The sequence below is a fragment of the Marinobacter manganoxydans MnI7-9 genome (genome assembly GCF_000235625.1).
Taxonomy (GTDB): domain Bacteria; phylum Pseudomonadota; class Gammaproteobacteria; order Pseudomonadales; family Oleiphilaceae; genus Marinobacter; species Marinobacter manganoxydans.
The window spans coordinates 1-19,610 of the sequence record NZ_AGTR01000008.1 but is presented as its reverse complement, the minus strand read 5'-3'; the positions used below and the strand labels follow the sequence as shown (position 1 = coordinate 19,610).

The 19,610-nt window shown below is 58.1% G+C and carries 17 protein-coding genes and 1 tRNA gene; 4 read left to right on the top strand and 14 right to left on the bottom strand.

Annotated features, from left to right (window positions below; genetic code table 11):
• Positions 1 to 73: 73 nt before the first annotated feature.
• Positions 74 to 337 (bottom strand): DUF3303 domain-containing protein, encoded by a 264-nt coding sequence (locus tag KYE_RS01415; protein WP_039881768.1) that lies wholly within the window; start codon positions 335 to 337, stop codon positions 74 to 76.
• A 368-nt stretch (positions 338 to 705) separates the two neighbouring features.
• Here KYE_RS01415 and KYE_RS01410 point away from each other — a divergent pair, with 368 nt between their 5' ends.
• A complete protein-coding gene (locus KYE_RS01410) occupies positions 706 to 1,674 on the top strand; it encodes an integron integrase (RefSeq protein ID WP_008169685.1) in 969 nt (322 codons plus the stop codon).
• A gap of 702 nt (positions 1,675 to 2,376) precedes the next feature.
• On the opposite strand, the gene KYE_RS01400 is transcribed toward KYE_RS01410, so the two are convergent.
• The 4 genes from KYE_RS01400 to rpsU all read right to left on the bottom strand — a co-directional run bounded on the left by KYE_RS01400 (position 2,377) and on the right by rpsU (position 6,624).
• Positions 2,377 to 2,453 (bottom strand) — tRNA-Ile (locus KYE_RS01400).
• 97 nt (positions 2,454 to 2,550) lie between these two features.
• A complete protein-coding gene (gene rpoD, locus KYE_RS01395) occupies positions 2,551 to 4,398 on the bottom strand; it encodes an RNA polymerase sigma factor RpoD (RefSeq protein ID WP_008169681.1) in 1,848 nt (615 codons plus the stop codon).
• Between the two features lie 133 nt (positions 4,399 to 4,531).
• The gene (gene dnaG, locus KYE_RS01390) at positions 4,532 to 6,259 is read right to left on the bottom strand and encodes a DNA primase (protein ID WP_008169680.1); all 1,728 of its coding nucleotides are present in this window, start codon (positions 6,257 to 6,259) and stop codon (positions 4,532 to 4,534) included.
• 149 nt (positions 6,260 to 6,408) lie between these two features.
• The gene (gene rpsU / locus KYE_RS01385) at positions 6,409 to 6,624 is read right to left on the bottom strand and encodes a 30S ribosomal protein S21 (protein WP_007153483.1); all 216 of its coding nucleotides are present in this window, start codon (positions 6,622 to 6,624) and stop codon (positions 6,409 to 6,411) included.
• 238 nt (positions 6,625 to 6,862) lie between these two features.
• On the opposite strand from rpsU, the gene tsaD reads away from it, so the two are divergent.
• A complete protein-coding gene (tsaD, locus tag KYE_RS01380) occupies positions 6,863 to 7,921 on the top strand; it encodes a tRNA (adenosine(37)-N6)-threonylcarbamoyltransferase complex transferase subunit TsaD (protein ID WP_008169666.1) in 1,059 nt (352 codons plus the stop codon).
• Here tsaD and plsY read toward each other — a convergent pair whose 3' ends face one another.
• Entirely contained in the window at positions 7,922 to 8,512 is a 591-nt protein-coding gene (gene plsY / locus KYE_RS01375; RefSeq protein WP_039881767.1) for a glycerol-3-phosphate 1-O-acyltransferase PlsY, read from the bottom strand. It abuts the gene before it with no gap.
• 140 nt (positions 8,513 to 8,652) lie between these two features.
• On the opposite strand from plsY, the gene folB reads away from it, so the two are divergent.
• Both folB and folK (KYE_RS01365) read left to right on the top strand, forming a co-directional pair.
• Positions 8,653 to 9,009, top strand: a complete 357-nt coding sequence (gene folB, locus KYE_RS01370; RefSeq protein ID WP_008169661.1) for a dihydroneopterin aldolase — start codon at positions 8,653 to 8,655, stop codon at positions 9,007 to 9,009.
• Positions 9,009 to 9,533 carry a 2-amino-4-hydroxy-6-hydroxymethyldihydropteridine diphosphokinase gene (folK, locus tag KYE_RS01365; protein ID WP_008169659.1) on the top strand — a complete coding sequence of 175 codons (525 nt, stop codon included), beginning with the start codon at positions 9,009 to 9,011 and terminating at the stop codon, positions 9,531 to 9,533. The genes folB and folK (KYE_RS01365) overlap by 1 nt, the downstream gene beginning before the upstream one ends.
• Here the strand turns inward: folK (KYE_RS01365) and pgi are convergent.
• The 8 genes from pgi to KYE_RS01325 form a co-directional block, all read right to left on the bottom strand.
• Positions 9,516 to 11,177, bottom strand: coding sequence for a glucose-6-phosphate isomerase (gene pgi, locus KYE_RS01360; RefSeq protein ID WP_008169657.1), 1,662 nt, complete (start codon positions 11,175 to 11,177; stop codon positions 9,516 to 9,518). The two genes, folK (KYE_RS01365) and pgi, sit on opposite strands and share 18 nt — an antisense overlap.
• Positions 11,178 to 11,199: 22 nt before the next feature.
• Complete coding sequence (panC, locus tag KYE_RS01355) at positions 11,200 to 12,048, bottom strand: pantoate--beta-alanine ligase (protein ID WP_008169654.1); 849 nt, start codon at positions 12,046 to 12,048, stop codon at positions 11,200 to 11,202.
• The gene (panB, locus tag KYE_RS01350) at positions 12,045 to 12,839 is read right to left on the bottom strand and encodes a 3-methyl-2-oxobutanoate hydroxymethyltransferase (protein WP_008169652.1); all 795 of its coding nucleotides are present in this window, start codon (positions 12,837 to 12,839) and stop codon (positions 12,045 to 12,047) included. The genes panC and panB overlap by 4 nt, the downstream gene beginning before the upstream one ends.
• 59 nt (positions 12,840 to 12,898) lie before the next feature.
• Positions 12,899 to 13,396 (bottom strand): 2-amino-4-hydroxy-6-hydroxymethyldihydropteridine diphosphokinase, encoded by a 498-nt coding sequence (gene folK, locus KYE_RS01345; RefSeq protein ID WP_008169650.1) that lies wholly within the window; start codon positions 13,394 to 13,396, stop codon positions 12,899 to 12,901.
• Positions 13,396 to 14,760 (bottom strand): polynucleotide adenylyltransferase PcnB, encoded by a 1,365-nt coding sequence (gene pcnB, locus KYE_RS01340; RefSeq protein ID WP_008169649.1) that lies wholly within the window; start codon positions 14,758 to 14,760, stop codon positions 13,396 to 13,398. Before pcnB ends, folK (KYE_RS01345) begins: the two co-directional genes overlap by 1 nt.
• Entirely contained in the window at positions 14,753 to 14,962 is a 210-nt protein-coding gene (locus KYE_RS01335) for a hypothetical protein (RefSeq protein WP_008169646.1), read from the bottom strand. The genes pcnB and KYE_RS01335 overlap by 8 nt, the downstream gene beginning before the upstream one ends.
• Positions 14,963 to 15,431: 469 nt before the next feature.
• Complete coding sequence (locus KYE_RS01330) at positions 15,432 to 16,835, bottom strand: sigma-54-dependent transcriptional regulator (RefSeq protein ID WP_008169641.1); 1,404 nt, start codon at positions 16,833 to 16,835, stop codon at positions 15,432 to 15,434.
• Between the two features lie 7 nt (positions 16,836 to 16,842).
• On the bottom strand, positions 16,843 to 19,610 hold a 2,768-nt coding region (locus KYE_RS01325), incomplete at its 5' end, for an ATP-binding protein (protein ID WP_008169640.1).

Below are 19,610 nucleotides of genomic sequence, written 5' to 3'. Positions count from 1 at the left end.
TCTTGTTTAGCGGCGCCCTGACAAGGGCGTCCGGTGTAGGGCCGCCAGGCCCGGAACGTACTACAACTATTTGTTAAGCATTTTCTTGACCCTGAGACGGGCCATCCACAGGCACAATGTCAAATTCGATGAGGTCGCTCCAGTGGTGAGTCCAGACACTAAACAATTGAGCGTCACCGGTTTTCATAAGCTGATAGCAAATGCCGAGTTCCTTGTTTACCCATGAGTTCACAAAGTGAAGCCCCGGCGGCAGCATGCGCCCTTTGAGACTAAGCCTCTCGTAAACTGCCTCCACGCAGTCCGGCTTGAAGCGCTCGATTACGATGTATTGCTTCATAGGCATGAGTCTGTTTCTGTGCTTAACAGCTTATTAGTTTGCTTTCTTATTAAACCGCAACACCATCACCCAGTCCAATACTGCTTCACAACCTGAATAACCTCGATTTTTCAGATCATTACCCCTCCATCTCAGGGGGCTTTTGAGCTTTTGGTTCTGTGAAAAGTGTGCACGCGGGATATTTATGCACGTTTTTGCACGTTAAATCCAGTGGGTCGAATTTTTCCCATGCTGAAACAGATACCTACAGAGATGCATTGTGAAAAGCGAGCAGGGCCGTGCAAATTAAGCCGCAAGAATTTTGGCGTTTTTGGGTGTTTTTTATTATAACTGTACGTACATACAGCATTCAGCCACGGAGGGCGAGCGTGTCGAAATCACCGTTTCTACAATCGGTCCGCACAGAAATTAGGACAAAGCAGTACAGCTACCGAACCGAGAAGTCCTATCTTTACTGGGTTCGTCAGTTCATCCTTTTCAATGACAAGAAGCACCCAAAAGTCATGGGTAATCACGAAATTGAGCGTTTCCTGAATCACCTCGCCGTCAATCGGGGAGTCAGTCCGGGCACTCAAAATCAGGCGCTATGCGCGATTATTTTTGTCTACAAGCATGTGCTGAAGCGGGAGATTGAAAACCTACAGTATAAGATGACGAAAACGCCTCGACGCATGCCAACCGTTCTGAGTCCCGATGAAGTTGCTTCTATTCTTCAAAACATGGATGCAGAGTATTGGCTCATCACTGCGCTTCTTTATGGATGCGGTTTGAGAATCAACGAAGCTCTTTCGCTTCGCGTGAAAGACATCGACCTAAAAAGCCGCAGTTTGCTCGTATTCAACGGTAAGGGACGAAAAGATCGATACACACTGATTCCAGGCAATCTAAGAGAAAACATGGAGCGACAATTCGCCCATGTCAGGGCTGTACATGAGTCCGATCTGGCCGATGGATTCGGGCTTACGTCAGTGCCGGCCTCACTTCACAAGAAGTATGGACCGGCCATGAAGGACTTTGGTTGGCAGTACCTGTTCCCATCCGTAACAAGATGCGTTCATCCCATCGCTGGTTATGTGTGCCGCCACCATCTTCATCATTCATCGTACTCGCGGCGATTGAGGCAGGCCGTTCTGGCCACGGGAATCACCAAGCGTGTGACGGCTCATACCTTTCGGCATGCCTTTGCGACAGAGTTATTGAGATCGGGGAGCGATATCAGGACGGTTCAGGAAATTCTTGGGCATAGCGACATTCGAACGACAGAAATCTACACGCATGTCATTGGCGATCGACGTGCTGGAACCGTCAGCCCTTTTGATCGTTTGCCAAGTTCTTGATGGGGCGTTGCTTACCCGTTTAAGGGGCGTAAAGCCTGGAATTGGGAGTGCGGCGAATGTTCGCTTTTGTTTTTCCTGAATCAAAGCCGCCAGAGTAAAATTACAGGTATAAACTAGCGTATGGCTCGGATCTGACACCATGAGCTCGCTGTTGGCGGAGCATGGATTGAATGCCTGATGCATTAAATGTAACCGCGCTGACGCATCTTTTCGATGAATGCTTTGCATTGATCAGACTGGCGAATAACTTCAGGGTCCAGTCGAACAGTGCCTTGACCCACTATTCGCACATGCGGATTTGGATGCTCTCTGAGCAGTCGACGGATTCTCTGCGTTTACTCACAGGCGGAGAGCAATTTTGATAGGCCCATCTCTAGTTCTTCCGGAAGCTTTGATTCGGATTCCCGGATACATCAAAAAGACAGTTTTTTCTGAGATCGCACAGTTCTTTGGCGGGCAATTGCTCCTCACACATTTTCAAATGTGGCTTCTGTATTTTTGGAAGCACGGATTTCAAGCACTTTTGGAAGGAGATAGTTGGGAAACTTAGTGGCCCGCGAATTTCGGCCTTTGTGTACAGCAAACACGTTATCGGAGAGGGGAGAAGGAGGCGGCCACAACACCCAACCTATGACACCATAATGTGGCCGTTCCGGCCAATTTATGGTGTCACGACCATTTGAATCGGTACTAAGAGTTAAATGGTGGGCCCAGCAGGACTCGAACCTGCGACCAAGGGATTATGAGTCCCCTGCTCTAACCAACTGAGCTATAGGCCCGTTCAGCGAACGCTGTTTTGAAAGGTGTTTCCGGAGGGGGAAACAAAGCGGGCGCCATTATACCGGTGAGGTGTGGCGCCCGCTACTGTTTGGGAAATTATCCCTGGTTGCCCTGGTCGTCGATAAAGCCGCGCAGGTGATCGGAGCGCGAGGGGTGACGCAGTTTGCGCAGGGCCTTGGCTTCGATTTGACGGATCCGCTCACGGGTTACGTCGAACTGCTTGCCGACTTCTTCCAGGGTGTGGTCGGTATTCATCTCGATACCAAAGCGCATCCGCAGCACCTTGGACTCGCGGGCGGTGAGGCCGGCCAGTACCGAGCGGGTGGCTTCGCGCAGGCCTTCGGCGGTGGCGGAGTCCACCGGGGAGAGGGCCTGGATATCTTCGATGAAGTCGCCCAGATGGCTGTCTTCGTCGTCGCCGATCGGGGTTTCCATGGAGATCGGCTCTTTGGCGATCTTCAGTACCTTGCGGATCTTGTCCTCAGGCATCTCCATGCGCTCGCCCAGTTCTTCCGGCGTGGGCTCGCGGCCCATTTCCTGCAGCATCTGGCGGGAGATCCGGTTGAGCTTGTTGATGGTCTCGATCATGTGCACCGGAATACGGATGGTGCGGGCCTGGTCCGCGATAGAGCGGGTGATGGCCTGACGAATCCACCAGGTGGCGTAGGTCGAGAACTTGTAGCCCCGACGGTACTCGAACTTGTCGACGGCCTTCATCAGGCCGATATTGCCCTCCTGGATCAGGTCCAGGAACTGCAGGCCCCGATTGGTATATTTCTTGGCAATGGAAATAACCAGACGCAGGTTGGCCTCAACCATCTCTTTCTTGGCGCGGCGGGCCTTGGCTTCACCGATGGAAACCCGACGGTTGATTTCCTTGATGTCGGCAACGTCCAGATCCACTTCAGTCTGCACGTTCTGGATGCGCTTCTGCAGGCGAACGACTTCGTCTATACGCTCGGCCAAGGGCGCTGCGTAAGGCTTCTTGCTCTTGGCAATTTTGTCGGCCCAATCCAGGTTGGTCTCGTTGCCCGGGAACGACTTGATGAAGTCCTTGCGGGGCATTTTGCACTCGCGAACACAGATCTGCATGATCGCGCGCTCGTTTTCGCGAACCAGGTCGTTGGTGGAGCGAACCACGTTCACCAGCTCGTCAAAGGCCTTGTTGGCGAGTTTGAACGGTGCGAAAACCTGACCCAGCTCGTTCAGGGCTTCCTGGGTCTTCTTGTCGGACCGACCGTGCTTGGCCAGGGCCTTGTTGGCGGCCTCCAGCTTTTCGTTGAGCAGTTCGAACCGGAGTCGGGTCTCTTCCGGATCCGGGCCGTTATCGGTTTCTTCTTCCGAGGAATCGTCGTCATCGTCTGAATCCGAGTCGGAATCATCAGAGCTTTCGGGTGTGGTGTCCTCACCCATGAACGGCTCGGCGTCGTCCGGATCCAGGAAGCCGGTTACGATGTCGCTGATACGGCCTTCGTTTTCGAGAATGCGGTCGTAGGCCTGGATAACGGTGCCAGCGGTGCCCGGGAAGTGGGCAACGGCGGCCATCACATCGCGAATGCCTTCCTCGATGCGCTTGGCAATGACGATTTCGCCCTCGCGAGTCAGCAGCTCTACGGTGCCCATTTCGCGCATGTACATGCGAACAGGATCCGTAGTGCGGCCGGCGTCGGTCTCAACAGCTGCCAGAGCGGCAGCGGCTTCAGCGGCGGCGGCTTCGTCAGCGGTGGAGTCGCCCTCGGTCATCAGCAGGGTATCGGCGTCCGGTGTTTCTTCGCACACCTGAATACCCATGTCGTTAATCATGCGAATGATGTCTTCGACCTGATCCGGATCGGCGATGTCTTCCGGGAGGTGGTCGTTTACCTCGGCGTAAGTCAGGTAACCTTGTTCCTTGCCTCGTGCAATGAGGTCTTTCAAACGTGATTTTTGCGAATTGCCTGACATAGACACCCTGTAAACTCGCTTTTAGAAGGAAAAAAGTTAAACAGCCATTATAGCTGTCGCTTAGTTGCTCTGCCACCAAGGAGCCTAGGCTCAAAGGTTAGATGGTGATCAGTGCATCAAGTTTCAAGTGCTGCTAGTCCCCGGTGCCGCTGCTCAGGGCTCTCAGCTCCTGTCGTTCCTCGCTTGTGAGGTTCGACAGATTTCTCAATAGTGTGGCAAGCCGCTGCTGGCGGGATGCCTCTTCATTCGGGCTCAAAAGCTCACGGGCGGCGGCCAGTGTGCTTTCCCGCGCAGGAATATGCTCGATCCCGTCAAACAGGTGGTAGAAGCGCTCACGAGCGCCCGTGTCCAGTGCCAGCGTGCGCACCAGGGTTTTCCTGTCCCGGATGTCGTTTGCCAGAATCCACTCGGCAAAATTCCGGGCCTGATTGAATTGCCGGGAGCTGCGGGCCAGCTCGGTGACCTCGGTGGCCAGGTCCGGTGCTTCCAGCAGGGCAAGACACAGAATGCTGTCCTTGCTGAGTTTCACATCGATCCGATCTTCGGAAACCCGATCCCGTCGCTCGCCGTTCCAGCGCCCTTTCTGCCCCTGCTGGCGGCTCTGCCACTGGTTCCGGCCACCACAAAGGCGGAGCATCTCGTGCCACATGGCATCCCGGAGGGTGCTTCTGGGCATCTTGTTGAGCAGCGGTTCGACCCTGGCTCGCAATTCGCCCCGATGCTCTGGCAGTTGCAGGTCCAACCCTTCACTCTGCCGGTCAAACAGATACCGGGACAGGGGCGTTGCCCCTTCAATGCGCTTCTGGAACGCTTCCGGCCCTTCCTTGCGCACGAGGGTGTCCGGGTCCTCGCCCTGGGGCAGCATCAGGAACTGGAGGTGAAGCCCATCGGCCATCAGTTCCAGTGCGTTTTCCATGGCCCTGTCCGCAGCCCGGAAGCCCGCCTGGTCGCCGTCAAAGCAGAACACGATGTGTCTGACCTGCTTCAATAGCGCTGTGAGACTGTCCTGGTTCGTTGCTGTGCCCAGCGTCGCAACCGCATAGTGAATGCCGTGCTGGGCAAGGGCGATCACATCCATGTAGCCTTCAACCACCAGCAGCTTGTCCAGCTGCCGGACGGCCTGCTTGGCCTCGAAAAGCCCGTAAATCTCGCGGCTCTTGTGAAACACATCCGACTCCGGAGAGTTGATGTATTTCGCCTTGTCGTCGCCCAGGGTGCGGCCGCCGAATGCCACGGTTCTGCCCCGGCTATTGCGAATCGGGAACATCACCCGGTTGCGGAACAGGTCCCTGGGTTTGCCGTACTTGTCGGAAACCGTGCCGGTTTCAATCAGCGGACCCTGCAGGTCCTTGCTGGCAACATCAAACAGCGCCGTGCCGGTGGAGGGCGCATAGCCCACCTGGTACTGCTCGATGATGGCGTTATCCAGACCCCGTTGTTGCAGGTAGTCCCGGGCGTAGGCACCTTGCTGGCCTTTGAGCGCTGATTGATAGAAGCGACTGGCAAAGTCCAGTGCATCGGTCAGCGTTCGCGCCTGCTGGATTTCCTGCTTTGCGGCCCGGTCGTAGGGCACTTCGAGACCAACCCGCTTGGCCAGTTCCTCTACCGCCTGCGTAAAACCCAGGCCTTCAAACTCCCTGACAAAGCTGATGGCATCGCCATGGGCGCCGCACCCGAAACAATGGTAAAAGCCCTTGTCTGGCCGAACGTTGAACGAGGGTGTTTTCTCGTCGTGGAACGGGCAGCAGGCCTTGTAGTTAGCGCCGGCCTTCTTGAGCGTAATGCGTGAACCGATCAGTTCCGCCAGGTCGATACGATCCAGCAGGTTTTCAACAAACTGTTGAGGGATCAGTCCGCTCATGGGGGCTCCACATCAGGCCTTCATCGGAGTTGGCCAATAGCCAAAAATGCCGCCGAAGCCAGGCCTCGGCGGCATTTTTGAGTCGCTCTGTGCAGCCTGCGGCTGTACAGGCAATCAGTGCTTTGCAGTCAAGCGGCGTCAGATAAAACTTAGTACAGACGCTCGAACTTGCGCTGTTCCCGCTGAAGCTTCTTGAGATGACGCTTAACGGCAGCGGCTGCTTTGCGCTTACGAACAGCGGTCGGCTTCTCGTAGTGCTCACGACGACGTACTTCGGAAAGTACACCCGCTTTTTCGCAGGAACGCTTGAAGCGACGCAGTGCTACGTCAAACGGTTCATTCTCTTTCACTTTAACAGCTGGCATTCGAAAATCACCTACCTGATAGATTCGGTTTCAATTTTGTCCGTCTGGCGAGGCCAGACCGGTTCTCGATCCCTGGTCAGATTGGCTAAAACTCGACCAGTGCATATTTTAGGGCGGCAATGATAGCGCCTGCGTTATGGCAAGGTCAATGTTTGTTCGATGAATCTGCCAGTGGGTTTCGGGTTTCTGCTAAAATGTGCGTCGTTTTCATTTCCGCCAACCAATGTGGCCCGAAATTATGCTGATTCTAGGTATCGAAACCTCTTGCGACGAGACTGGCGTAGCGCTTTACGACACCGAAGCGGGCCTGCTGGGGCACGCCCTGTTCAGCCAGATCGACATGCATGCTGATTACGGGGGGGTCGTCCCTGAACTGGCGTCCCGGGACCACGTTCGCAAGCTCCTGCCCCTGTGCGATCAGGTGCTTTCGGATGCCGGTAAAGGTCGCGCCGATATAGAGGGAATTGCCTACACCGCGGGTCCGGGCCTGGTCGGCGCGCTCATGGTTGGGGGCGCGGTTGCCCATTCGCTGGGGTTTGCCCTTGGAGTGCCGGTGCTCGGTGTGCATCACATGGAGGGCCACCTTCTGGCGCCCATGCTGGAGGATAATCCACCCGCGTTTCCCTTCGTTGCACTGCTTGTTTCGGGTGGCCATACCCAGTTGGTAAGGGTTGATGGTATTGGCGAATACGAAATGCTGGGAGAATCAGTAGACGACGCCGCGGGTGAGGCCTTTGACAAGACCGCCAAGATGCTCGGTCTGGACTACCCGGGTGGCCCGCGGGTGGCAGCGCTGGCGGAAAAAGGCACAGAGGGCCGTTATCGGTTCCCGAGGCCGATGACCGACCGTCCCGGCCTGGATTTCAGCTTCAGCGGCCTGAAAACCTTCACGCTCAATACCGTCAATGCTGCACGCGAGGCGGGCGGACTGGATGACCAGACCCGGGCGGATATCGCCCTGGCGTTTGAAGCCGCTGTGGTCGACACACTGACCATCAAATGCCGTCGGGCTCTGGAGCAGACAGGCTGTAAGCGTCTGGTCATCGCCGGCGGGGTCAGCGCCAATAAACGGCTGCGGGCGGGCCTGGAGAAAATGGCCGGCAAGCTCAAGGCCCACGTGTTTTACGCCCGCCCCGAATTCTGTACGGATAACGGTGCGATGATCGCCTACGCCGGGGCCCAGCGCATGAAGGCCGGCCAGCAGGATGGTGAGCGTATCGTGGCGGTGCCCCGATGGCCCATGAACACACTGCCACCGATCAACGAACCTCGATCCACCGGATTGGTGGACGGATAGTTAAAGCCCTGCTTCGCGACCCTGGGCCAGTCGGATCAGGTTGTTGCGGTGGCGAACCACGATCAGCAGCGCCAGCAGGCCGAACAGTGGCAGGGTTTCCGGTTCAAGGAAGGCGCTGATCAGCGGGCCGCAGACAATGGCTATCAGTGTGGCGAGGGCGGATATTCGCCAGCGCCAGATTACCAGCATCCAGATAGCGGCCATCAGCAGCGTTGTGACCGGCGCCAGCGCAAGACCGGCCCCGAGCGCCGTCGCGACCCCTTTTCCACCCTTGAATCGATAGAAGATCGGGATCATGTGGCCGGTGACGGCGAACAGGGCAACGACAGCCTGAACCATTACGGAAAGACCGGCGGCATGGGCCAGCCAAACGGGTAACCAGCCTTTCGCGGCATCCAGCGCAAGCGTGAGTAGCGCTGGCGGCCATCCGCCGGTTCGGTAGACATTCGTGGCGCCGGGATTGCCTGAACCCTGCGCCCGTGGGTCCGGGAGTTTCCAGAGTTGGCAGACCGGCAGGGCAAACAGCACTGAACCTGCCAGGTAAGCGGCGGCGCAGAGTAAAACCGTTAAAACCGGGTCACTGGGAAACATGCTGTGGGCTCGGAAGCAAAGACGTATACAACCAATATGTGCGAAAATGCCCGCCCTGAAAACGCGGGCCATGCTCTTCACAGTATCCCCTGGTTGTGCGTTATTCAATCACCAAAGAGTGGAAGAACTCCGGAGTACCCTTGGCAGACACTGTATTGATCGAAGGCCTCGTTGTGGAAACTGTGGTCGGCGTTTATGACTGGGAGCGGGAAGTCACCCAGAACCTGGTGGTCGATCTGGAAATGGCCTGGGATAACCGGGTGCCGGGTCGAACAGACGATGTCGCCGATGCCCTGGATTATGCGGCCGTCAGTGCTCGGGTGGAGACCTGTCTGCAGGCACTCAGGCCGCAACTGCTTGAGCACGGCGCTGAGGTGCTCGCCAGAGCCTTGCAGGATGAATTTGGCATCACGTGGCTTCGGTTGGCGATACGCAAGCCGGGGGCCGTACCTACGGCACAGGCGGTGGGTGTGCAAATCGAGAGGGGAGTCCGGTGATGGCAGCGGCCGTTCGGGTTTACATCAGTATTGGCAGCAATGTCGACAGGGAACGCTACGTCAGGGCAGCGCTCGATGCGCTCTCGGCATGGTTTGGCGAGCTGATTATCTCCCCGGTCTACGACAGCGAAGCGGTCGGGTTTGATGGCTCGCCCTTCCTGAACCTCGTAGTGGGCGTGGATACGTCCCTGTCGGTTGCCGAGCTTTCGAAGCGTTTCAAACAGTTGGAGGCGGACAACGGCCGGCGTCGGGATGTGCCTAAATTCAGTGCGCGAACGCTGGACCTCGATATTCTCACCTATGGCAGTGCCGTCGGGCGCATCGATGGCGTTGAACTGCCAAGGGGTGAAATCCTGAAAAACGCTTTCGTGCTTCGGCCACTGGCCGACATAGCGCCTGAAGCAGAGCACCCGGTGTGCGGCAAAACCTATGGCCAGCTATGGCGGGAGTACGACACTGGCCAGAAGCTCTGGCCGGTGGGCTTCAGCTGGCAGGGTCGGCAGATTTCACACGCTGCCGGTTGAGCGGAACAGCTCGATGAGGTGATCGGTCGAGCTGTCGCTGGCCTGGGTGCCATCTTCCTCGCCCAATAGCCGCGGCAGGATGCCTTTACCCAGTTGCTTGCCGAGTTCCACACCCCATTGGTCAAACGAATCCACGTCCCAGATAACCCCCTGCACAAAGGTGCGGTGCTCGTAGAGCGCGATCAACGCGCCCACAGTCTCGGGTGTCACCTTCTCCATGGTCAGCGTGTTACTTGGCTTGTTGCCTGGGATCACCTTGTGTGGCGCAAGCTGTTCAATCTCGCTTTCATCCCGTCCTTCGGCTTTCAGCTCGGCCCTGGCTTCTTCCAGTGATTTTCCGGCCATCATGGCCCTGGACTGGCTGAGGCAGTTGGCAAACAGGTCGGCGTGATGGGTGGCCACCGGATTGTGGGTTTTCAGAGGTATGATGAAGTCCGCCGGAATCAGGCGGGTGCCCTGGTGGATCAGCTGGTGATAGGCGTGCTGGCCATTGGCACCGACGCCGCCCCAGATCACCGGGCCGGACTGCCAGGCGAGTGGGGTGCCCGCTTGCGTAACGCTCTTGCCGTTGCTTTCCATATCCAGCTGCTGGAGGTGGTCTGGCAGGCTGCGCAGGTAATGATCGTAGGGCAGTATCGCGTGGGTCTCGGCACCCCAGAAATTGTTGTACCAGATGCCCAGCATGGCCATAACCACCGGCAGATTCTTTGCCAGCGGCGCTTCACGAAAGTGCTGGTCCATGGCATGGGCGCCGGCCAGCAGGGCCCGGAAGTTGGCCATGCCAACGCTAAAGGCAATGGGCAGGCCGATGGCTGACCACAGTGAATAACGGCCGCCGACCCAGTCCCACATCGGGAAGACGTTCTCCGGATCGATACCGAAGTCCTGCGCCGCCGGCACATTGGCCGTCACGGCCATGAAATGCTGCGAGACGGCCTGTTCATCCCCGCAATGATCCAGAAACCACTGTTTTGCGACTTTACTGTTCTCGAGGGTTTCCTGCGTGCGGAATGACTTGGACTGGATCAGGAACAGAGTGGTTTCCGGATTGACCTGGCGCAGAGCCTCGCAAATCTCGGTGCCATCAATGTTGGCCACGTAATGGCAGCGAATGCCGGCCTGGGCGTAAGGTTGAAGGGCTTCGCCAACCAGCTTCGGGCCCAGGTAGGAGCCGCCGATACCGATGCTTACCACATCGGTGAAAGGTTTGCCGATGTACCCGGTGCGGTGTTGGCCCAACACCTCCTCCACCAGGGTTTCCATGCGTTGCAGGGTGCGCTGCACCTCGGCGACCACGTTTTCGCCGTCAACGGTGATGGCGTCGGTTCCCGGGTTGCGCAATGCCGTGTGCAGGGCAGGGCGATCTTCGGTAACGTTGACTCTCTTTCCGCTGAGCAAGGCCTCCCGCCGTGCTTCCAGGTTACAGCTGCTGGCCAGTGCCAGAAGCGCGTCGAGCACGTCGTCAGTGATCCGATTCTTGGAAAAATCCAGTGACAGCCCTGCGCCTTCAATGAAATAACGCTTTGCCCGCCCGGGATCCTGGTTGAACAGGTCCTTCATGAGAACGCCGTCCAGGCGTTGCCGATGTTCCTTCAGTGTCTGCCATTCGGGTTTCGAGGTCAGTACTTCAGGATGTGCGGGCATCAGAGGTTCCTTTTCTGTTGGCTTATCGGGTCAGGGACAAGTTATCGATCAAGCGGGTGGTGCCCAGGAAAGCTGCCGTCAGGATGGTAATCTCCCGATCCTCGGCCGTGGCCGGTTTGAGTGTCTGACTGTTGACGATATTGAAGTAGTCCGGCCTGAGCCCTGCGTCCCCGAGACTTTGCTCAGCTTCGCTTTCCAGGGCCTGGAAGTCTGTACGACCATCGGTGATCTTGGCGGCAGTGGCCTGCAGCGTCTGGTAGACCGCCGGCGCAATCTGCCGTTCCTCGGGCGTCAGGTAACCATTGCGCGAGCTTTTCGCCAGGCCGTCGTCCTCTCTCACCGTGGGGCCGCCCACCACATCAACAGGGATCATCAGATCCCGGACCATTTTCCGGATCACGGCCAGTTGCTGAAAATCCTTCTCGCCGAATACAGCGAAGTCCGGCTGCACCATATTGAACAGCATGGTGACCACCGTGGCTACGCCCTCAAAGTGACCCGGGCGACTGGCGCCACAGTGGCCGTCGCTGACATCCGGCACGACCACCTGGGTCTGACTTGCCAGCCCTTCCGGATAGATTTCCTCGGCGGAAGGCGCGAATACCAGTGTGTTACCGGCCGAGGCGAGCTTGTCCTGGTCTTCAGTCAGGGTTCTCGGGTAGGTCTCGAGATCTTCGCCGGCTCCGAACTGCATCGGGTTCACGAAGATGCTGGTAACCACCACATCCGCCATCTCCGCTGCTTTGCGCACGAGGGAGATATGGCCCTCGTGCAGGTTGCCCATGGTGGGTACCAGGCCGATGGTTTTGCCCTGCTGCCGGTAGCCGCGGAGGATGGTTCTCAATTCTTTCAAAGAATGTACAGTTCTCATGCCTTGAACGTATGCTCCTCAGCGGGGAATGAGCGCTCGCCTACGGCTTTCACGTAGGCCTGGAGGGCTTCCTGTACCGAATCTGTTTCAGCCAGGAAGTTCTTGACGAATCGTGGCTTACGGCCAGTGGTAATGCCCAGCATATCGTGCAATACCAGAATCTGTCCGTCGGTGTCTGGCCCGGCACCTATCCCGATGACCGGTGCTTTGACGGCTTGGGAGATGCGTGCCGCCAGCGGCGCGGGAACGCACTCCAGCAGGATGGCATCGGCGCCGGCGGCTTCCAGTTCGCAGGCGTGCTCAATCATCATCTCCGCCGCTTTCTCGTCACGGCCCTGGACCTTGTAGCCGCCAAATTTATTGACGAATTGCGGCGTGAGGCCCAGATGTGCGCACACGGGCACGGCGCGCTCGGTCAGAGCAGTAATGGTTTCTTTCATCCAGTCCGTGCCCTCGAGTTTTACCATGTGCGCGCCCGCGCGCATCAGTTCCGCTGCGTTCTCCAGGGCAGACTCGACCGTGCCGTAGCTCATGAAGGGCATGTCGGCCATGATCAGGGACCCACGGTTTCCTTTGGCCACGCAGCTGACGTGATACACCATCTGGTCCATGGTCACCGGCAGGGTGCTGTCATGCCCCTGAAGCACCATCCCGAGGGAGTCGCCGATAAGGATTACGTGAACGCCCGCTTCACTGACCACCTGGGAAAAGGTGGCGTCATAGGAGGTAAGGGCAGCGAAGGCTTCGCCCTTCTGCTTGAACTCACGCAGGGTATTGATGGTAACAGCCATAGAATCCTTGCCTTTTGGGTGGATGGGCCTGGGCGTGCCGGGGTGTCGGCATTGAAGTGTTAAGGGTAATCCGCCGGTGGAAGCTTGCGCAAGCCGTTGTCGGGGCATTGGCGACGCAGTTTGGCAATCGGTGTGCCGTCGGGCAGAGTCAGGCCGGCCTTCAGGTCCAGCAGAGGCTGGAGCGCAAAGTCCCGGTTCCGCAGTTCCCGATGAGGTACGGTGAGGCGCTCGTCATCCAACATCTGATCGCCGAAGATCAGTATGTCCAGATCAAGCGTTCGGGGTCCCCAGTGGCGAAGTCTCTCCCGGCCATGCTGTTGTTCGACGTTCTGCAGTTCGTCAAGCAGTTGGTGTGGTAGTAGGGAGGTTCTAAGCCATACCGCGCCGTTGACGAAGTCAGGCTGGTCCTGGGGGCCGACCGGGCGGCTGGCATAAAAGGGCGATTGGGCCACCAGAACCGTCTCCGGCAGGTTGGCCAGGGCGGAGACTGCCCGGGCCAATTGGGCTGCAGGGTCTTTCAGATTGCTGCCAAGACCGATAAAGACGTCTGTCATCATTACTGGGCTGGGCGTTTGACCGGTTTGCGGCGGTGCCGCCGCTTCTTGGGGGCGTCGGTGCTCAGTTGTGAGAGCATTCGCTCCTGGCCCCGTTCATCTTCCTGCTGGAACTCGGTCCACCATTGGCCAAGCCCGGGCTCAATCTCACCAGACGCCTCGCGAACCAGCAGGAAATCGTAAGCGGCCCGGAACCGTGGATGAGTCATGGTGGCAAAGGCCCGCTTGCCCTGGCGTCGGGGCAGTCGCATCTGAAGTTCCCAGATCTCCTTCATCGGGCCAGAGAATCGTTTCGGAATCGAGGTTGCCTGCACCTGACGGCCAATCACCTTTCCGATGGCACCGTGCAATGCGGGCTGGACCGGGTCACCATTATCCTGCCTGCGATGCCACTCTGCCTGAAGTGCCGGCCAAAGCATGGCAGCAAACAGGAAATAGGGCGTGACCGATTTGCCCTGGGCAATCCGGGCATCCGTGTTTCTCAGGGCCTGGCGGATCAGCTCGTCCGGCTCACCCGACTCAATGGCTCTGACCGTCTCCGGGAACAGAGGCTCCAGCAGATTGTAACGGGTCAGAAGGTCGTAAGTGGCTTCGCCATGGCCTGCGGAAAACAGTTTGAGCACTTCATCAAACAGGCGGGCCGGCGGAATATGGGTTAACAGTGGGGCCAGTTCCCCGATCGGGGCCTCGGTCTCCGGTTCGATGTCAAAGCCGAGTTTGGCGGCAAAACGGATAGCGCGAAGCATGCGCACGGGGTCTTCCCGGTACCGCGTCTCGGGATCGCCAATCAGTCGCAGCTGGCGGTTGCGCAGATCCTCGATCCCGTTGGCAAAGTCGATTACGGTAAAGTCGCGGATGCAGTAGTAAAGCGCATTGACGGTGAAGTCGCGACGCAGGGCGTCTTCTTCCTGGTTGCCGTATACGTTGTCACGCAGAAGCAGGCCGTGTTCACTGGTCCGGCGATCGTCATCATCGGTGTCGGTGTCTGCTTCGGCAGCGTTGCCCCTGAACGTGGTCACCTCGATGACCTCGCGGCCAAACACCACGTGGACAATCCGGAATCGCCGTCCGATCAACCGGGAGTTCCGGAACAGGTCGTGCACTTCCTCGGGGGTGGCATTGGTCGCGATGTCGAAATCCTTGGGCTTGCCGCCCAGCAGGATGTCTCTTACGCCGCCGCCCACGAGGTATGCTTCATAGCCCGATTTGTTCAGGCGATGCAGAACTTTCTTGGCGGGTTCGCTGATAACCGAGCGGGAGACGTTGTGCTGGTCCCTGGGGATTTCCCGTCGCTGGTAGGTGCGGGCTTTCTTTTTTCCGTTGCCGGGCATGAAGGAACGGAGTTTGTCGACAAGTCGTTTAGGCATTGAAATCCGTGGTTGCGATGAGCAAAAACCGAGAGTTTAACGGTTTGAGCAGGATTTGCACACGTTTGCCGTGGATTACCGTTTCGGAGCCCAGATAATCAAAAGGCGGATCCGTTTTCACGAATCCGCCCTCAAAGCGTTGACGATCTGCATTGTTTTTGTTTTTGCCGGGATTTTTCTTGGTTTTTGTACCCCACTGCATATCCCCACTTCAGGGGCATCTCAGCAGTGCAAACGGAAAGCTTTGAATACACAGAGCGGTCAGAGACATCGAGCGGGCCTTGGGTAGCTGCAGCGTCACCTGGAAGGTGATTCTTCTCTACATCTACAACTCGCACGTGCCGTGGGACCACTAAAAAGCAAAATACCCAAAACACTCAGTTCGCTTACGTTCTGTTGTTGTTTTTGTTACCGAACGCATCCTGCAGCTTTTTGTTCTTGTTGTTGGCGCTGCTTTGTCACTCTTGTTTTTGTTGTTGTGCGCCAAATAGGTTGCAGTCCATGTGCCAATTTTTGAATTTCGTTTATTAACAGAGTCTTACGAATTTGTAGGCCATAAGTGTTACCCCGTATTCAACCTAAGTGTTACTGAGGTCACGTTACTTTCGTGAGGAGTGTTACCGACAGGAACATGGGGTAACAACTGAGCCCGGGTTCATACTATCCCGGACTCAGTTGCCAGAGGATTTTTTCCGGGGTATGCCGAGACGCTGGCGACGTTCCCAGAGCGATTTTCGGCTGATGCCCAGTTTCTGGGCCAATTCTGTCTCGCTCATGCGGTCCTGGTTCTCGAGAACAAAATGCTGGAAGTAATCTTCGAGGGAGAGATCGTTGGACGCGTCCACCTCCCGGGTATGTGTCTGCTCGTTGTTGCCGTCCACGAGAGTCTCGGGGATGTATTCGTCGCTGCCTTCGCTGTCCAGGTCCAGCAATGAGGGCGTGATCACGTCGCCGTCACACAGGATGGTTGCGCGCTCAATGGCGTTCTCCAGTTCCCGTACGTTTCCCGGCCAGCGATGGCGTTCGAGGGCGCGCATCGCCTCGGGGCTTAGATTGAGATCGGGCTTGCCCATTCTCTCGCCCTGGCGTTTCAGGAAGCGGCGGGCCAGTCCCAGAATATCGCTCTGGCGCTCACGCAGCGGCGGGATACGGATCTGCATGACGTTCAACCGGTAGTAGAGGTCTTCCCGGAATTCCCCGGTACGCGTCATGGCCTTGAGGTTTCGGTGGGTGGCGGCAATCATCCGCACGTTGACGGTACGGCTCTGGGTGGAGCCGACTTTCCGGATCTCGCTCTCTTGCAGAACCCGTAGCAGGCGTGCCTGGGCTTCGGCCGGCAGTTCGCCGATTTCGTCCAGAAACAGGCTGCCGCCATCGGCGGCCTCGATCAGGCCGGTCCTGGCCGATACCGCGCCGGTGAAAGCGCCCTTTTCATGGCCGAACAGTTCCGATTCAATCAGGCTTTCGGGGATAGCCGCGCAGTTGACCGAAATCAGCGGCTTGGCAGCGCGCGGGCTGAGCAGGTGCAGGGCGCGGGCCGCCAACTCCTTGCCGGTTCCTGATTCGCCCTGGATCAGGACAGTGGTTTCTGTCGGTGCTACTTTACGGATCAGCGTGAACACCCGCTGCATTGGCTCACACTGGCCGAACATAATGTTGGCAGGATCGCTGCTTTCCGGCGTTTCCAGGGCTGGTGCCGAGTCGTCACCCGAGTTCCGGCCGGCGGGTTTCCGGGCCAGAATGTTTTCGACCGCGGCCAGCATTTCATCGTGATCAAACGGTTTGGCGATGTACTCAACGGCGCCCATTTTCATGGAGTCCACCGCTGATCTCAGGCTGGCATAGCTGGTCATGATCAGCACCGGCGTGTTGGGTGCGCGATTGATCAGTTCGGTGCCCGCTGCGCCTGGCAGGCGCAGGTCGGAAATGATCAGATCGAACTGATCGGGTTCGTGGTTCTGCTCGGCTTCCTCAACGGAGGCCGCATCGGCGACCTCATAGCCGGCATGCAACAACAGTTTGCGCACTGCCGAGCGAATAATGTCTTCGTCTTCCACGATCAGAATGCGAGGCATAACAGTCTCAAGACCTTTGGTTCTGGCTGATGGCAATAGTGCCGGTTTCCGGTTCGTAGGCTGGCAATCTCAGCCTCACGCAGGTTCCGCGGCCGGTGTCGGCATTAGCCGGGCTTTCCACCTGAACGTTGCCATAGTGCTCTTCAATAATGCTGTACACCAGCGACAGGCCAAGACCGGTTCCCTTGTTGGGGGCCTTGGTGGTGTAAAACGGCTCGAAGATATGATCGAGTTGATCCCCGGGAATACCGGAGCCCTCATCAACCACCTCGATGATAGCGGAGTAGCCATCGCCCTTTCCACTGACCCGGATGGTACCGCCTTCCGGTGAGGCATCGCGGGCGTTCGCCAGCAGGTTGACGAATACCTGGACCAGACGCTGCTCATCTCCCAGAACCTGCAAAGAGGGCGGGCAGTCGTTGACATAGTGAATCCCCAGGCCCTTGTCGCTGAGCGACAGCAGGTTGATCGATTCTTCCACACAGCGATGAATCGCTACCGGCTCGTACCGGTTGGCCTGGGCATGATTGCCGGTGCGGGCAAAGTTCATCAGCGACTGCAAAATGGTAGAGATGCGCCGGGTCTGCTGCTGGATCTGGTCAGCGGTGTCCAGGATGTCCGGGTTGTCGGTTTCCAGTTTCAGGTTCTGGGCCAGGGATGAGATACCGGTGACCGGGTTCCCGATCTCGTGGGCGACACCGGCGGCGAGCCTTCCCACCGATGCCAGCCGTTCGCTGTGCATCAGTTCGTCCTCAAGTAGCCGGGTTTCGGTCTGGTCCTCGACCAGGATAATGCTGCCACCTTCGGTGTGGTCCGGTCCGCTCAGGGCTGCTTTGTGGAGGTTCAGCCAGTGGGGTTTGCCACGCAGGTCCAGGCGATGCTTGTAGCGATGGAGGTCCGGGCCACGGTTGAAGTCATCAAGCAGCAGGTGCCAGTGCTCGGGCAGTGCCATCAGCCTGGCACCGACCACGTCATCGGCGGTGATGCCGGTGAGCGCCTCCATGGCGTGGTTCCACATCAGGATTTCACCGTCCTCGCCCACGGAGCAGGCAGGAATCGGCAGGTTCTGAAGGGTCTGGCGGTAATGCCGGCGCAGGTTGTCCAGCTCGCCGGCCAGGCCGGTCAATCGGTTCTGGTAGTCGCCGAGGGCGCGTTCTACATAGCGGATGTCCTGGGCAGTGCCGCCCTGGGCCATGGGCTTGAAGCCGAGATGGCGCTTGACCATGTCCCTGGCTACGGAGGGGCCGAGCAGGCCAGACAGGTTTATTTCCACCTGGTCGCGCAGTCGCCTGAGCTGGTAAGGCCGATACTCCACATTGGGCAGTTTCAACTGGCCCAGTGCCCGCTCCACTTCTCGCCGCGCCACACCGTAGCCCAGCGGCTCCGCTAACTGTCTCACAAAGTCACTGGAGGACGTGGCCAGCAATTCACGGCGTTGCGGACGGGACAGTGCGCCCAGTGAGCAGGCCTGGGCTGCGCTGTTCTCCTCACTGGTGCTGGTGCTGAGGATGGAAATCAGCGCAAACACGGTAATGTTGGCAGTCAGGCTTACGAACGTGAAGATATGCCAGTTGCTGTAGTCCGGTATCAGTGGCGCATCCAGCCAGGCCAGCAGATTGGCCGTGTGCGAGAATGGCAGCACGAGCGTCACCACCCAGATGGCCAGCCCGACAACAAGGCCGGCGATCAGGCCGCGGCGATTGCCCTCGGGCCAGTAAATCACGCCCAGGGCGCCGGGCAGCAGTTGCAAAGTGCCGGAGAGGGAAATGGCGCCGAGAATGGACAGGTCGAGGTTTTTGCCGACAACTTCATGAAACAGCAGCGCCAGGAAAATGATCACGGCGATGAGCAGGCGCTTGATCCACTGCAGCCACCGGTAGATATCGCCCTGGTCTTTCGGGGTTTTCAGGGGCAACACCACGTGGTTCAGCGCCATGCCCGCCAGTGCCAGGGTGCTGACGATCATCAGGCCGCTGGCTGCTGACAGGCCGGCAATGTACATCAGCAGTGTCAGTGCCGGGCTTTCCATGGCCTGGGCTGCCCCGATGGCAAAGAATCCGGGCCCTGTGGTCACCGCCAGCTCCTGGCCTCCCCAGAGAATCAGGGGCACCGGCAGGCCGAGCAGCAACAGGTAGAGTGGCAGGCCCCAGCTGGCTTTTGCCAGGGCCTTGGGCGAGGGGTTTTCGCTGAAGGTCATGTGGTACATGTGTGGCAGTACCAGAGCAGCGGCAAAGGACATCAGCATCAGTGCCCGCCAACTGCCGTCGTCAATACTCAGGGTCATGGTTGTGGCCGGCGACGTCCGGTTGTCCAGCCAGCTTTCCAGTCCGCTCATGCCGTCAAAGACCCCGAAGAGAATGACGCCCCCGAGCACCAGCAATGCCACAAGTTTCACCAGCGAATCAAAAGCAATGGCCAGCACCAGTCCCTGATGGTTTTCCGAGTTCTGGTCGCGCCTTGCCCCGAATAGCATGGCGAAAAGCACCACGATCAAGCTGAACATCACGCTGATTACCGCAGGCGATGTGTCCGGCGCAAGAATGCTGGCAGAGGTGGCGACGGCCTGTATCTGCATGCTCAGCAAGGCCAGAATGGCCCCGCCGGAGCAGAGGGTGACCAGGGTGCCAGCCCACTGGCTTCGGTAGCGGTAGGCAAACAGATCGGCGAGGGACGTGAGCTGATAGGCGCGTCCGATCCTCATGACCGGGTTCAGAAGCACAGGCGCCAGCAGGAAAGCGCCGCTGATGCCGAGATAGTAAGCCAGAAAGCCGTAGC

Excerpts from the sequence above, each read along its gene's own strand:
- KYE_RS01335 (WP_008169646.1), bottom strand. The coding sequence starts at position 14,962 with ATGCAGTGGGGTACAAAAACCAAGAAAAATCCCGGCAAAAACAAAAAC.
- panB (WP_008169652.1), bottom strand. The coding sequence starts at position 12,839 with ATGGCTGTTACCATCAATACCCTGCGTGAGTTCAAGCAGAAGGGCGAA.
- rpsU (WP_007153483.1), bottom strand. The coding sequence starts at position 6,624 with ATGCCAGCTGTTAAAGTGAAAGAGAATGAACCGTTTGACGTAGCACTG.
- folK (WP_008169659.1), top strand. The coding sequence starts at position 9,009 with ATGGCAGCGGCCGTTCGGGTTTACATCAGTATTGGCAGCAATGTCGAC.
- pgi (WP_008169657.1), bottom strand. The coding sequence starts at position 11,177 with ATGCCCGCACATCCTGAAGTACTGACCTCGAAACCCGAATGGCAGACA.
- tsaD (WP_008169666.1), top strand. The coding sequence starts at position 6,863 with ATGCTGATTCTAGGTATCGAAACCTCTTGCGACGAGACTGGCGTAGCG.
- folK (WP_008169650.1), bottom strand. The coding sequence starts at position 13,396 with ATGATGACAGACGTCTTTATCGGTCTTGGCAGCAATCTGAAAGACCCT.
- pcnB (WP_008169649.1), bottom strand. The coding sequence starts at position 14,760 with ATGCCTAAACGACTTGTCGACAAACTCCGTTCCTTCATGCCCGGCAAC.
- plsY (WP_039881767.1), bottom strand. The coding sequence starts at position 8,512 with ATGTTTCCCAGTGACCCGGTTTTAACGGTTTTACTCTGCGCCGCCGCT.
- KYE_RS01330 (WP_008169641.1), bottom strand. The coding sequence starts at position 16,835 with ATGCCTCGCATTCTGATCGTGGAAGACGAAGACATTATTCGCTCGGCA.
- rpoD (WP_008169681.1), bottom strand. The coding sequence starts at position 4,398 with ATGTCAGGCAATTCGCAAAAATCACGTTTGAAAGACCTCATTGCACGA.
- panC (WP_008169654.1), bottom strand. The coding sequence starts at position 12,048 with ATGAGAACTGTACATTCTTTGAAAGAATTGAGAACCATCCTCCGCGGC.
- dnaG (WP_008169680.1), bottom strand. The coding sequence starts at position 6,259 with ATGAGCGGACTGATCCCTCAACAGTTTGTTGAAAACCTGCTGGATCGT.
- KYE_RS01415 (WP_039881768.1), bottom strand. The coding sequence starts at position 337 with ATGAAGCAATACATCGTAATCGAGCGCTTCAAGCCGGACTGCGTGGAG.